This window comes from Kribbella sp. NPDC050124 (assembly GCF_044460355.1).
In the GTDB taxonomy this organism is placed as follows: Bacteria; Actinomycetota; Actinomycetes; order Propionibacteriales; family Kribbellaceae; genus Kribbella.
The window spans coordinates 45,825-59,381 of sequence record NZ_JBITJU010000031.1 but is presented as its reverse complement, the minus strand read 5'-3'; the positions used below and the strand labels follow the sequence as shown (position 1 = coordinate 59,381).

The 13,557-nt window shown below is 69.0% G+C and carries 12 protein-coding genes; 8 read left to right on the top strand and 4 right to left on the bottom strand.

What is annotated here, in order from left to right; translation table 11 throughout:
• The 5 genes from ACIBL3_RS41715 (at position 1) to ACIBL3_RS41695 (ending at position 5,668) form a co-directional block, all read left to right on the top strand.
• Complete coding sequence (locus tag ACIBL3_RS41715; RefSeq protein ID WP_396359536.1) at positions 1 to 2,769, top strand: AAA family ATPase; 2,769 nt, start codon at positions 1 to 3, stop codon at positions 2,767 to 2,769.
• Positions 2,766 to 3,338: a molybdopterin-dependent oxidoreductase gene (locus ACIBL3_RS41710; RefSeq protein WP_396359535.1), complete on the top strand. Its 573-nt coding sequence runs from the start codon at positions 2,766 to 2,768 to the stop codon at positions 3,336 to 3,338. The genes ACIBL3_RS41715 and ACIBL3_RS41710 overlap by 4 nt, the downstream gene beginning before the upstream one ends.
• A 72-nt stretch (positions 3,339 to 3,410) precedes the next feature.
• Positions 3,411 to 4,376: an NAD-dependent epimerase/dehydratase family protein gene (locus ACIBL3_RS41705; RefSeq protein ID WP_396359534.1), complete on the top strand. Its 966-nt coding sequence runs from the start codon at positions 3,411 to 3,413 to the stop codon at positions 4,374 to 4,376.
• The gene (locus ACIBL3_RS41700; protein ID WP_396359533.1) at positions 4,282 to 4,668 is read left to right on the top strand and encodes an aldehyde dehydrogenase family protein; all 387 of its coding nucleotides are present in this window, start codon (positions 4,282 to 4,284) and stop codon (positions 4,666 to 4,668) included. Before ACIBL3_RS41705 ends, ACIBL3_RS41700 begins: the two co-directional genes overlap by 95 nt.
• Before the next feature lie 127 nt (positions 4,669 to 4,795).
• Positions 4,796 to 5,668 carry an enoyl-CoA hydratase/isomerase family protein gene (locus tag ACIBL3_RS41695; RefSeq protein WP_396359532.1) on the top strand — a complete coding sequence of 291 codons (873 nt, stop codon included), beginning with the start codon at positions 4,796 to 4,798 and terminating at the stop codon, positions 5,666 to 5,668.
• A 31-nt stretch (positions 5,669 to 5,699) separates the two neighbouring features.
• On the opposite strand, the gene ACIBL3_RS41690 is transcribed toward ACIBL3_RS41695, so the two are convergent.
• The 4 genes from ACIBL3_RS41690 to ACIBL3_RS41675 are packed head-to-tail and all read right to left on the bottom strand — an operon-like array spanning position 5,700 to position 9,766.
• A complete protein-coding gene (locus ACIBL3_RS41690) occupies positions 5,700 to 6,038 on the bottom strand; it encodes a lipocalin-like domain-containing protein (RefSeq protein ID WP_396359531.1) in 339 nt (112 codons plus the stop codon).
• A gap of 34 nt (positions 6,039 to 6,072) precedes the next feature.
• On the bottom strand, positions 6,073 to 7,509 hold the full coding sequence (locus ACIBL3_RS41685; protein WP_396359530.1) for an MFS transporter: 1,437 nt from the start codon (positions 7,507 to 7,509) through the stop codon (positions 6,073 to 6,075).
• Entirely contained in the window at positions 7,509 to 8,744 is a 1,236-nt protein-coding gene (locus tag ACIBL3_RS41680) for a multidrug effflux MFS transporter (protein WP_396359529.1), read from the bottom strand. Before ACIBL3_RS41680 ends, ACIBL3_RS41685 begins: the two co-directional genes overlap by 1 nt.
• The gene (locus ACIBL3_RS41675) at positions 8,741 to 9,766 is read right to left on the bottom strand and encodes a zinc-dependent alcohol dehydrogenase family protein (protein ID WP_396359528.1); all 1,026 of its coding nucleotides are present in this window, start codon (positions 9,764 to 9,766) and stop codon (positions 8,741 to 8,743) included. Before ACIBL3_RS41675 ends, ACIBL3_RS41680 begins: the two co-directional genes overlap by 4 nt.
• A 136-nt stretch (positions 9,767 to 9,902) precedes the next feature.
• On the opposite strand from ACIBL3_RS41675, the gene ACIBL3_RS41670 reads away from it, so the two are divergent.
• The 3 genes from ACIBL3_RS41670 to ACIBL3_RS41660 all read left to right on the top strand — a co-directional run bounded on the left by ACIBL3_RS41670 (position 9,903) and on the right by ACIBL3_RS41660 (position 13,557).
• Entirely contained in the window at positions 9,903 to 10,781 is an 879-nt protein-coding gene (locus ACIBL3_RS41670) for a helix-turn-helix transcriptional regulator (protein WP_396359527.1), read from the top strand.
• A 140-nt stretch (positions 10,782 to 10,921) separates the two neighbouring features.
• Complete coding sequence (locus ACIBL3_RS41665; RefSeq protein WP_396359526.1) at positions 10,922 to 12,250, top strand: hypothetical protein; 1,329 nt, start codon at positions 10,922 to 10,924, stop codon at positions 12,248 to 12,250.
• Entirely contained in the window at positions 12,223 to 13,557 is a 1,335-nt protein-coding gene (locus tag ACIBL3_RS41660) for an extracellular solute-binding protein (RefSeq protein ID WP_360531475.1), read from the top strand. The genes ACIBL3_RS41665 and ACIBL3_RS41660 overlap by 28 nt, the downstream gene beginning before the upstream one ends.

Here is a 13,557-nt window from a genome sequence, read left to right as displayed (position 1 = left end):
GTGTCGCCGGGACCCACCAGTCCGTGGCCGGGTCTGCGTGGCCGGCGCACCGAGTGCGAGACGCTGGCGGGCCTGGTCACTGCGGCCCGATCGGGCCGCAGCGCGGTGCTGGTCGTCCATGGTGAACCCGGGATCGGGAAGACCGCGCTGCTCGACTTCGTCGCGGACTCTGCTCGGGGCACACGGACACTGCGCGTGTCCGGCGTCGAATCGCAGATGGAGCTCGCCTTCGCCGGTCTGCACCAGTTGTGCGAACCGTTGCTCGACGGGGTGTCGAGGTTGCCCGCCCCACAGGCGAACGCGCTCAGCATCGCGTTCGGGTTGACGGCCGGGAGCCCACCGGAGCGTTTCCTGATCGGACTCGCCGTGTTGACGCTGTTGTCGGAGGCTGCCGGCGACGAACCGCTGGTCTGCCTCGTCGACGACGCGCAGTGGCTGGACCGAGCCTCGACCGAGGCGCTCACCTTCGTTGCCCGCCGGCTGGAGGCCGAGGCGGTCGTGCTGGTCTTCGGACTCCGGCCGGACCGGAATCAGGAGAGCTGGGAGGGTCTCCCGTACCTGACGCTGCGTGGATTGCCCGACGACGAGGCGGAGGCGCTGCTCGAGTCGGCTCTGATCGGTCCGGTGGACGATCGGGTTCGTCGGCGGATCCTGGCGGAGGCGCACGGGAACCCGCTCGCGCTGCTGGAACTGCCGCGCTGGTGGACGACGGCCGAGCTGACCTTCGGTGCTCAGCCCGCGCAGCCGCGGACGCTGACGAGTCGGATGGAGGAGGTCATCCGCCGGCAGTTGGAGGCGTTGCCGGTTGAGTCGCGTCGGCTGCTGCTTACCGCGGCCGCCGAGCCCCTCGGCGACATTCACCTGCTGTGGCGTGCGACGGCTCTGATCGGTGTCGGCACCGATGCCGCCGTACCGGCGCAGCAGGCCGGACTGATCGAACTGCGGGACACGGTTCGGTTCCGGCATCCGATGATTCGGTCGGTGGCCTACCGGTTCGCGACAGTGCCGGAGCGACAAGCCGTACACGGGGCACTCGCGGAAGTGACGGATCCCGCCCTGGACCCGGACCGGCGCGCCTGGCACCGCGCGCATGCGGCCGCGGGCCCCGACGAAGTCGTCGCCGCAGAACTCGAGCACTGCGCCGACCGCGCGCTGTCGCAGGGCGGGCTTGCCGCGGCAGCCGCATTCCTGGAGCAGGCGGCCCTGTTGACACCCAATGCGTCCGCCCGGGCCGAGCGTCAGCTCAGCGCAGCCGAGTCGATGTTGCACGCAGGCACGTACGAAGCGTCGCTGAACCTGCTCGCAGTCGCCGAGCACGGACCGCTCGGAGACCTGCAGCGTGCTCGTATCGACGTACTGCGTGCGCAGGTCGCCTTCGCGTCGCGCCATGGGAACGAGGCGCTGCCACAGCTCTTGGCTGCCGCCCAAAGGATGGAACCGCTGGACGCCGAGCGTGCTCTCGACAGCTACCTGGACGCGCTCACCGCAGCTCTGTTCGCTGGGCGCTTGGCGTCCGGTCCGGGGCCGTCGGAGGTAGCGCAGGCAGCGCGCAGCGCCCCGTCCTCGGCCGCGCGGCTGCGTCGCGAGGATCTGCTCTTGCATGGAGTGTCGGTGTTGTTCGCCGAGAGCTACCCGGCGGCCGCACCGCTGCTCAGACGAGCGACAGAGGTCTTCGACAGCGACCAGGTCTCGCTGGAAGAGGGCGTCCGGTTCATGTGGCTTGCGGCGGTCGTGGCATCCGACCTCTGGGACGAACGCGCCTGGGATCGGCTGACTCGCCGGCACCTGACGATCACCCGCGAAGCCGGAGCGCTCAGTGCGCTCCCGCTGGCGTTGAACGCGCGCGTGTTCGTCGACCTGTTCACCGGTGAGTTGGCCACAGCCGCCGACCTGGTCGAGGAGATCCGGGTGGTCACCGAGGCCGCCGAGACCAGCTTCTCGCCGTACGGCGCCATCGGGCTGGCGGCCTTCCGCGGCCGGGAAGAACACGCTTTCCCGCTGATCGCGGCCGCACTCCGTGAGGTGACCGCTCGCGGGGAGGGCGTCGGTGTCTCGCTGACGAACTGGGCTCGAGCGATGGTGTGCAACGCGCTCGGGCGCTACCCGGAGGCCATGGCCGCTGCTCGCGAGGCAGCTGCGTTCCCAGCGGAGCTGGGGGTGTCGAACTGGGGACTGGTTGAGCTCATCGAGGCTGCAGTGCGGGCCGGTGATCGCGCTACGGCGGTCGCGGCGTTCGAGCAGCTGTACGAGCTGACACAGGCGAGTGGCACCGATTGGGCGCTCGGCGTAGCGGCGCGGTCCGAAGCCCAGCTGTACGACGGGACGCACGCCGAAGACCTCTACCGGGAGGCGACCGACCGGCTCGAGCGTACCGCCGTACGGGCGGAGCTGGCTCGGGCGCGACTGCTCTATGGTGAGTGGTTGCGGCGGGAGAACAGGCGAGTCGAGTCGCGGTCGCAGCTGCGTGCCGCCCATGACGCGTTGACCGCCATGGGCATGGATGGCTTCGCCGAGCGAGCCCGCCACGAGCTGGCGGCAACCGGTGAGACGCCGCGGAAGCGGACTCTCGCCACGCGACTCGACCTGACCGCGCAGGAGCTGCACATCGCCCGTCTGGCGACCCAGGGATTGTCCAATCCGGAGATCGGCGCCGAGCTGTTCATCAGCCCCCGCACCGTGGAATGGCACATGCGCAAGGTGTTCGCGAAGCTCGGGATCAACGCGCGCAGGCACCTGCGCGACGCACTCGGGACGACGGAGTCGGTGTGAATCGCAGCGCCAGGTACAGCGACCTACCGCCGGGCCAGTACGTCACCCACGAGTTCCCGGTGTTCTCCGCGGGACCGACGCCACGCGTGCCACTCGACCAGTGGCGGCTGGAGATCAGCGGCGCCGACGGTGTCGTGCGGAGTTGGAACTGGGACGAGTTCCAGTCCCTCGACGCCGTCCAGATCACGGTGAACCTCCACTGCGTGACCAGGTGGAGCAAGCTCGACACGACCTGGACCGGCGTCCCGGTCGACGCGCTGCTCGCGGATGTGAACCTCCCGGGTGACTTCCTGGTCGCGTCGTCGTACGGCGGGTACACCACCAACCTCCCGCTCCAGGACCTGCTCGGCGGCAAGGCTTGGGTGGCCTTCGAGTACGAGGACCGGCCGCTCGCCCTCGAGCATGGTGGTCCGGCGCGGCTGCTCGTCCCGCATCTCTACTTCTGGAAGAGCGCCAAGTGGCTGCGCGGCCTGCGCGTGCAAGAGCGCGACGAACTGGGGTTCTGGGAACAGATCGGCTACCACGAGTACGGCGACCCCTGGCGGGAGCAGCGGCACTGGGACGACTGACGACCAGACCAGGGACTCGTGCGGGCGCGAAGATCGCCGTACCCGGGCCACCCTGCCGTTACGGAGAGACTCATGACGGCAGAGGAGATGACGATGCGCGTTTTCGTCGCAGGGGGCACGGGGGTTGTAGGCCGGCCGGTCGTCGAAGCCCTGGCCGGTCAAGGTCACCACGTCGTGGCCAGCACGCAGCGACCCGACAACCTCCGGATCGCGGAGAAACTCGGGGCGACCGCAGTCCTCATGGATGGGCTCGACGACGCATCCGTGCGGCAGGCGGTTCTCGATGCCGAGCCGGACGTCGTGGTCAACCTGATGACCGCGCTCTCGGTGCCGTCGAACGACTACGGCAAGTGGCTGACGATCACCAACCGCCTGCGGAGTGAGGGCACGAAGGTGCTGATGAGTGCAGCGCATGACGCCGGCGCTCACCGGGTGGTCGCCCAGAGCGCGAGCTTCATGACCCGGCCCGGATCGGGGCCGACCGACGAGACCGCACCGCCGTACCTGGACGCTCCCGGACCGATCGGGAGCCACATTCAGGCGAACATCGCGGCCGAAGAGATGGTGCTGGACACCCCGGGCGTCGACGGCGTCGTCCTTCGCTACGGCTTCCTGTACGGCGACCACACGGCGATCGGACCTGGCGGGGACATCGCGAAGGCGGTCGAGGCGGGCACGATGCCGATCGTCGGCACCGGAGCCGGCTACTACCCGTTCGTCCACGTCGACGACGCGGCCTGGGCCACGGTACGGGCGGTGAGCGCCGGAGCGCCTGGGGTCTACAACATCCTCGACGACGAGCCTGCGCCTCAGGCGGAGTGGTTGCCGTACCTGGCCGGGATCCTGGGCGGTCCGGCGCCGGACCGGATATCCGAGCAGGAGGCCGCCGAACGGTTCGGGATCCAGAGCGTGTACTACGGCAGTCAGTTGCCTGCAGCAAGCAATGCGAAGGTCAAGGCGGAGCTGGGATTGGTCTTCGCGTATCCGTCGTGGCGGGCGGGCTTCGGTTCGGTGTTCGGCGGTCGGGAGGCGTCCTGAACGCGCTGCAGTTCATCGACGGACGGCTGGTGGGGTCGGCGCACGAGACCAAGTCGATCGCCCCGGCGGACGGTACGGCCTGGTCGCGTCCGTCTGGACCCGCGACGTCGATCGGCCGCGGAGAGTCGGGCGCCGGCTACGGGTCGGCACGGTCTGGACCAACACCTGGGCCGTGGTGACCGACGAGTTCGAGGAGGGCGGTTTCAAGCAGAGCGGGATCGGCCGGCTCAACGGTCTGCGGGGATTGGAGGAGTTCCAGGAGTACAAGACCTACGCACACTTCACCGGCTGACCCCGGCGACCAGGGGTTTCGACGGGTGCGAGCGCGACTGCAGGGTTGGAGGGTGGACACAGGAGCCGTGGGGGAACCGATTGAGCTTCGCTGCCGGCGGGCGGCGCGGAGTGATTGAGGAGGCATCGTGAGAGGCGAGGCAGTGGTCGCGGAGGCTCGGACGCAGTTCGTCGTCGACGAGGTGTCACCGTCGTACTGGAGGGTGACGTTCTGCAACGGGCCGGTCAACCTGCTGGACGCGGAATCGGTCGAGGAGTTGGCCGGCCTGGTCAGCCGGATCGAGGAGGCGCCGGCGCTGACCGTGGTGGTCTTCGGCAGCGCCAATCCCGAGTACTTCATGGCGCACTGGGATCTGCGCGCCGATCGCGCCCGGCTGGCGGCGATGCCGCCCGGCCCGACCGGCCTGCACCCGTTCCTCGACGGTCTGATCCGGCTGAGCAAGGCGCCGGCGGTGACGATCTGCGCTATCCGGGGCCGTGTCCGTGGGGCGGGCAGCGAGTTCGCGCTGGCGACCGACGTGCGGTTCGCCGGTGACAAGGCGGTCCTCGGGCACTTCGAGGTCGGCGTGGGCACGGTGCCGGGCGGTGGGTCGATGGCTCGGCTCGCCCGGCTGGTCGGACGGGGGAGGGCGGCGGAGATCCTGCTCGGCGCCGACGACATCCCCGCTGACTTGGCCGAACGGTACGGCTACGTCAATCGTGTGCTGCCCGACGCCGAGCTGGACGCGTTCGTCGACGGGTTCGCCCGGCGCATCGGCGGCTTCGACAAGACTGCGGTCGCCGACACCAAGGCCTTGCTGGACTTGGCATCGCTGCCACCGGACGACGAGTTCGCCCCCGGACTGACCGCGTTCTTCCGTACGTCACGCCGCCCGGAGAACGCAGCCCGCATCCGCTACCTCTTCGACCACGGCCTGCAAACCCCCACCGGAGTCGAGCAGAACCTCGGACAGGTAGTAGGCGACCTCCCGAACGCAATCCACCACTGGCTCAACGACTGAGGCCCCGCTGACGAAAGCGGGGCCCCTCCGGTCACACGCGTTCGTAGGTGACGCGCCAGCCTTCGGACGGGTCGGGTGGCGTGAGGACGAGCTTGTCGCCCGTGACCTCGAAGACCCGGGTCAGGCGCTGTCCGATGAGGTCGCGGACCAGTGAGGACTCGACGGTCACGTCGAACGTCCCGGCCGGGCGGTCGACCTCGAAGGTCCCGTAGAAGGCTTCGTACCCGTTCAGCGTGTACGGCGTGTCCGCGGCGTCGGCATCGGGGTTGAGTGCCTGCACGGACATCGTGCCCGCCTTGGTGAACACGATCTGACCGGAGTACGGCACCGGCTGAAGGTTGCCTTCGGCACCGGTCTCCAAGGAGGTCATGCGCCACGCACCGATCAGCGCGCCGGCACCGCGATCAGCCACGCTCTGCTGGACGAACGGAGGCGCGAGCCCCAGCAGGGCAAGCGCGAGCAGGACCACCACCGGAAGTCGAGCGCTCTTGAGCTTTGTCGTCATGTTTGATCAGTTCCTCTTCTTCAGGGGCAGGGAGAAGGTTCGCCGCCGCGGTCGTGATCGCTGCCAGTACGGCGGCGATCAGCAGGCTGGTGTGAAGTCCGGCGAGAAAGGACTCGCGGTCGGTGAGAAGGGCTCCGAAGACGGCCACCGCGAGGGCGCCGCCGAGTTGGCGGCTGGTGTGAAAGATGCCGGTGGCAACGCCGGCCTGGGTTGGTGGGACGTGATCGAGCAGTACGGCGGTGGCCGGCGGGATGATGAGTGGTCCGGCGAGACCGATCAGCACCATGAGCGCTGCCAGCGCCGGCGTCGGCGCCGAATCGGCCGTGACACCGAGGATGAGCAGGCCGGCGGACATCGTCGCCAGCCCGGTCACGATGACTGCCCGGGGACCCGCGCGCTCGACGATCCGTGCTGCACAAGGCGTGAGCAGTGCTCCACTGATCATCATCGGCAAGAACGTCGCGCCGGTCGCGAGCGCGGTGAGACCACGCTCTTGCTGCAGATACAAGCTCATGACGAAGGGCAGCCCGTAGTAGCCGACCATGAAGGTGAAGCCGACGAGCATGGTGACGGCAACGGTGCGGTCCTTGACGACTGCCGGCGGAACCATCGCGTGGACGCCGCGGCACTGAGCGACGACGAAGGTCGCGGTTGCGACGGCCGCTATCGCGAAGGCCGCCAGTACGTGAGGCGAAGTGATCCCGGCGGCGCCGACCTCGATCACGCCGTACGTGAGGGCGCCCATCGCCGGCACCACGCTGAGTTGACCCATCCAGTCGAACGGCACGTGATGCCGAGGCGAAGCGTCCGTACGGGCGAGCAGCACGAGCGCTGCGATGCCGATCGGGAGGTTGACGAAGAAGATCAGTCGCCAGGAGATTTCGCTGAGCAAACCACCGATGACCGGACCGGACACCGAGGCGACGGCCCCGCCCATCGCCCAGACACCGATGGCGCGCGCCCGCTGCGCTGAATCGCCGTAGGCGTGGCGGATCAGACTCAGTGACGCCGGCATCATCACCGCAGCCGCAGCGCCCTGCAGGAATCGTGCCGCCACCAAGGCAGGCATCGTCGGCGCAAGGCCGCACGCTGTGGATGCAATCACGAACACCCCGACGCCGACGGCGAATGAGCGGCGTGCGCCGATCCGGTCCGAGATAGATCCGGCGGACAGCAGCAGGGCCGCGAACATCAAGGTGTAGCCGTCCACCACCCATTGCAGGCCGCTGATTCCGCCGCCGAGGTCGGCCTGGATCGGCGGCAAGGCGACGTTGACGATGACCGCATCCAGCGTGATGACGAAGAAGCCGATGACGGCCGCGAGGAGTGCGCTCACTACGCCGACACCTGGTGCGATCGGCGCCTCGCGACGACCAGGAGCCCGATGATCGAGGTGGCGGCACCGGCGATCATCAACGTGGCCATGGGTACGGCGGTGTGCTCGCCGCCGAGACCGGCGATGGGCGCGATCGTGCCGGCCGCGACCCATTGGACGAAGCCTTGGACAGCGGATCCAGTACCGGGATGATCCGGTACGGCGGCCGACGCGAGCGCACCGCCGTTCGGAATGATCAGGCCCTGGGCGGTCATCAGGACGAAGAAGCAGATCATCGCCAGGCCCAGTGGGGTGTCGAACCACAACGCGCCGATCAGCATCGCGAGACCTGCGGAGAGGGCGGCGAGTTGGCCGGTGAGGATGACCTTGCGCGTGGAGACGCGTCCGGCGAGCCGGGCCGCGGCGAGGGCGGCGAGGGTCATGCCACCGGCGTTGGCGGCGAAGTCGATCGAGTAGGAGACCGGAGACAGGCCGTTCATGGACTGCAGGACGAAGGCCGACGTGGCGACGTACGCGAAGAGGGCGCCCATGGCCGATCCGGCGACGATGACGTAGCCGACGTACTCGCGGTTGCCGAGGACGACCCGGCCTGCGGCGCGGAAGTTGCGCAGCCCGCCACCGTGGCGGCGCTCAGGTGGGAGTGACTCGGGTACGGCGACCAGGACCGCCAGGATCATGGCGACACCGAGGGCGGCGACAGCCCAGAACGAAACGCGCCAATGTGACAGTTGCAGGATGGCGGCGCCGAGCAGCGGACCGACGATCGGAGCGATGCCGCCGACGGCGGCGATGAGGTTGAGAACGCGGACCAGTTGGGCGCCGCGGGCGAGGTCGACGATGACGGCGCGGCCGATGACCATCGCCCAGCCGCCGGCGAAACCTTGGACGAACCGCGCCACGGTCATCACGCCGATGGTGGGGGTGAGGGCGCAAACGATCGAGGCGACGGTCATCGCGAGGATCGCCGCGAGCAATGGCCGACGGCGGCCTCGTTGATCCGAGACCGGCCCGCCGACCAGCTGTCCGACCGCCATCCCGACGAAGAACGTCGTCAGCGTCAGCTGGACCTGGGTCGCCGTAGTGCTCAGCTCACCGGCGACCTGAGGAAACGCCGGCACATACATGTCCGTGGCCAGCGGTGCGATCGCGGTCAAGAACACCACGGTCGCCACCAGCCCCGCTGTCAGGCGAGCCTCGCGCCGCACACCAGGTGGAGTCGCCAACGAAGTGGTCACGGGCGGAGCAGGACCTTGATGGCCTTGCGAGTGTCCATGGCCTGGTAGCCGGCGGCCGCATCGTCGAGCGGGAGCTCGAGATCGAAGACCCGGCCGGGGCGGATGACGCGGTTGGAGATCCGGTCCATCAGGTCCGGCAGGTACTGGCGCACCGGGGCCGGTCCGCCGTGCAGGTGCACGTGGGAGAAGAACAGTTCGTCGCCGTTCAGGGTCACGTCGTGGGTGACGCCGACGTACCCGACGTGACCGCCCGGCCGGGTCGAACCGATCGCCTGGTGCATCGACTCCTGGGTGCCGACCGCCTCGATCACCGAGTGCGCGCCCAGCCCGTTGGTGAGCGCCTTGATCTGTTCGACCCCGGCGGCACCGCGTTCGGTGACGATGTCGGTGGCGCCGAACTCCAGCGCCAGCTTCTGCCGGTCCGCGTGCCGGCTCATCGCGATGATCCGCTCGGCACCCAACTGCTGAGCAGCCAGCACCCCGAGCAGCCCGACCGCGCCGTCACCCACGATCGCGACCGTCTTCCCCGGACCGACCTGAGCGGCGACGGCCGCGAACCAGCCCGTCCCGAGTACGTCGGAAGCCGCCAGGAAGTCCGGCACCAGGTCGGCGTCCGGGACCTCCGGGGTCGCGACCAGCGTCCCGTCGGCCAGCGGGACCCGCATCCGTTGCGACTGCGCGGCGCCCGAGGTGCCCAGGATCTCCCGGTTGACGCAGGACGTCTGGTACCCGGACCGGCAGATCTCGCAGGTGTTGTCCGAGGCGAAGAACGATCCGACCACGAACTGGCCGGGCTTGACCGTGGTCACGGCGGAGCCGACTTCCTCGACGATTCCGGCGTACTCGTGACCCATCGGCATCGGCTCGTCGAACGTGTCCGCGCCGCGGTACGGCCACAGGTCGGAACCGCAGATGCAGGTCGCCGACAGCCGGATGATCGCGTCCGTCGGTTGCAGGATGGCCGGCTCGGGCCGGTCCTCGACCCGGACGTCGCCGGGTGCGTACAGGACGACACCACGCATGGGTGGAACTCTCCTTGGATCAGGTGGGGCTTGCCGATTCCAGGCAACCTGACCTCACCGCGCTGAGGGAGTCTCTGTCGTGAGGTGTACTGACAGTGCATCCCAGCCGGCCGGAGTACGTCGTACCGTCGTTGCTATGGACAATCGTGCCGAGGTCCGCGAGTTCCTGGTCTCGCGCCGAGCCAAGGTGACCCCGCAGCAGGCGGGGCTGCCGGACGTGGGCTCTCGCCGGGTGCCGGGACTGCGCCGGGTCGAGGTGGCGGCGCTCGCCGGGGTGAGCGTCGAGTATTACTCGAAGCTCGAACGCGGTGCGCTCGGTGGTGTCTCCGCGTCCGTGCTGGACGCGATCGCCCGGGCGCTGCAGCTCGACGACGCCGAACGGGCGCACCTGTTCCACCTGGCCCACGCGGCCGATGGCACCAGCGCCGGCATGCGTCCACGCCGCCGCGCCGGCAAGCGTTGGACCCCGCGACCGAGTCTGCAATGGGTGCTCGACAAGTTCACCGCGCCGGCGATCGTCCGCAACGGCCGGATGGATCTCCTGGCCTGCAACCACCTCGGACGGGCGATGCACGAAGCGGTGTACCAGTCCGCGGCCGGTGCGCCGCCGAACTTCGCCAGGTTCACCTTCCTCGATCTCGACGCCGCCCGCGACTTCTACCCGGACTGGGACACCGCGGCCGACACCTGCGTCGCCATCCTGCGCACCGAAGCCGGCCGCGACCCGCACGACAAGGAGCTCCACGACCTGGTCGGTGAGTTGTCCACCCGTAGCGAGGTCTTCCGTCGCCTCTGGAGTGCTCACAACGTCCGTCAGCACGGCGCCGGCACCAAGCACTTCCACCACCACGACGTCGGCGACCTCGAGCTCGCCTACGAGAGCGTCGACATGATCTCCGATCCCGGCCTGACGCTGACCCTGTACGCCGCCGAGCCCGGCTCCCCGACGGCTCAAGCCCTCGACCTGCTCGCCTCCTGGGTCGCCCCGGCGACACCCGCACATCCGGCCGGCTGAGGCCGGGCCGCCCGCGTGACGAGCGTGTTTCCGGCGGATTTGTTTTGCGCTGAGCCCTTGACCTGACCCCTCGATGCGCGTCACCTTTGTCCGCATCGGATTTACGAGTCACTTCCGAACCTAGTTCGTAAAGGGGTGCCGTGGCGATTGTGATCGGGGTCGTGACCCACTCGACCCACCGGGTGCTGTTCCGGGAGGCGGCCAGCACGCTCGGTGGCGTCGACCTGGAATGGGTCAGCTACGACCACGAGGAGGAGATCCGCGACAAGGTCGCCGAGTTCCTCGCCAGCACGCGCGTCGACGGCTTCCTGGCCGGACCGGTTCCGTACACGGCCAGCCGCGAGCTCCTGCCACCCGGCCTACCGGTCGGCGTGATCAGGTCGTCCGCGCTGGACCTGACCCTGGCCCTCTACCGTGCGCAGGAACGCGGTTGGGGGCGTACCCCGGTCAGCATCGACACGTTCCCGGCCGAGGCGGTCGAGGCGGTGGCCACCGCGCTCGAGCTCGACCAGGACGCGATCGACTGCTTGCCCTACGCACCGACCCAGAGCGTCGAGGACATCGTCGACTTCCACCGGACGGCGTTCCACCGGTTCGGTGACCGCAGCTACGTGATCAGCGTGCGGGCCGCCGTCCGGGAGCAGTTGCGCGACGAGATCCCGATCATGAGCGGGATGCCGGTGCCGGCCACGATCCGGACCGAGCTGCACGAGCTGGCGTTGCGGATCGAGTCGGAGCGGGCGAGCGCGCAGCGGTTCGCGGCCGGGGTGTTCCTGATCGCGCGCTCGGCCGACGAGGAGCGGGCCCGGGTCGGCCTGATGAACCTGCTGCTCAACACCCCCGAGTTCGCCGGTGCGTGGATCGAGGACCGGGGGCCGCGGGGTGTCGTCGTGTTCGCCCACAAGGCGTTGTTCGAACGCGTGACCCGCAACTGGGTCGCCGTACCGGCACTGGCCGAAGCTGCCACCGCGCTCGGTGTCCAGGTGTCGGCCGGGTTCGGCGTCGGCGTGTCCGCCCGCAACTGCGTGCTGCTCGCGGAGCAGGCCGCCAAGCGCGCGGAGGTCGAGGACGAGCCGTGCGCGTACCTGATCGAGGACAGCGGCGTGATCATCGGCCCGATGGGGCCGGTGCGGGAGGCGCCGCTCAGCTACTCCTACCGCGAGCACGGGGACGAGGTGGAACAGCTCGCGAAGAACGTCGGCCTCAGCGCCGCCACGGTCTCCCGGCTCGCGGCGCTGGACCACGAACTGCAGGGTCGCGCGATCTCGCCCGGCGAGCTCGCCGACCATCTCGGCATCACGGATCAGAGCGGGCGCCGGCTGATCCGCACTCTCGACGCTGGGGGCCTGGTGAGCGTCGAAGGCACTGCTCAGCACCACCCGAAAGGACGCCCAACGCGTCTGTACCGGCTTCGCATCTCCCAAGCATTGAAGGGAAAACCATGGAGCTCAACCGCCGCCAGGTCCTGAAGCTCGCCGGCCTCGGCATCGCCCTGCCCAGCGCGTCAACACTGCTCTCCGCCTGCTCCAACGACGACTCCTCCGGCGGTGGCGCCGGCGACGGCACCGTGAAGTTCGAGGGCTGGGACTACGAGGCAGCCCTGGTCCAGAAGAACCTCGACCGGTTCAGCCAGCAGAACAGCATCAAGGTCGACTACACCCCGATCACGAGTGCGCAGTACGTCCAGAAGGTCGTCGCCGAGTTCACCGGTGGCGGCGGGCCCGACGCGCTCTACGTGTACGACGACTCGCTCGCGGCCTGGGTCGAGGGCGACTACCTGCAGCCGCTGGACGGGATGCCAGGGGTCGACGAGGTGTACGACGCGATCTACCCGGGCAACGCGACCGCGATGACGTACCAGGGCAAACGGTACGGCCTGCCGTACTACACCGACGCGAACTCGCTGACGTACAACTCCGAGATCCTGGCCAAGGCCGGGATCACCAAGCCGCCGGCCAGCCTCGAGGAGCTGGAGGCGCAGGCGCTGAAGATCAAGAACGCCGGCCTGCTCGAGTACCCGATCGGCGTGCCCGCGCAGCTGTCCGACACCTGGTGGTCCTGGGTCTGGGCGCTGGTGTTCGCCAGTGGCGGCAACATGTTCGACGACCAGCAGAACGCGGTGATGAACACCTCCGACACCGTGGTGAAGGACGTCTTCGCCTGGTTGCAGCAGGCAGCGAACAAGTCGAAGGTGATCGACCCGGCCTGCCTGCAGCTGCTGCCGGTCCCGATCGACAACGCGATGAAGGCCGCCCGGTACGCCTATACGATCGGCGCCCGGTACGCGAACCGCGACTACAACGACCCGGCCAAGTCGAAGGCGGCCGGCAAGATCAAGATGGCGCTCGTCCCGAGCCTGGACGGCCAGGTGCACGGCACCGTCAGCAACACCCGGCTGTACGGGCTGGCCAAGGACACCGAGGTCAAGGACAACGCGTTCAAGCTGCTCACCTACCTCGGCGGGCTGGACGCGGACAAGAAGCCGTACACCGCGCGGTACTGGTTCCTCGAGCGCGGCCTCGGCTTCGCCTACAAGTCGATGGCGACCGACCCGGAGATCGTCGCGTCGCTGAAGAAGTTCGCCGACCCGGCCGTCTACGCCCAGCTGGCCGAGATCGCCAAGCCCCGCAACGTGCTCGGCGTGCCCTGGTACACCGAGTTCGAGACCGAGATGCACAAGGTCGTGCAGGGCGTGCTGAGTAACCAGACCCAGCCGTCCGCGGCGGTCGGCAGCCTGGCCCAGACGGTCGACACCCTGAAGAAGAAGTACAACTGA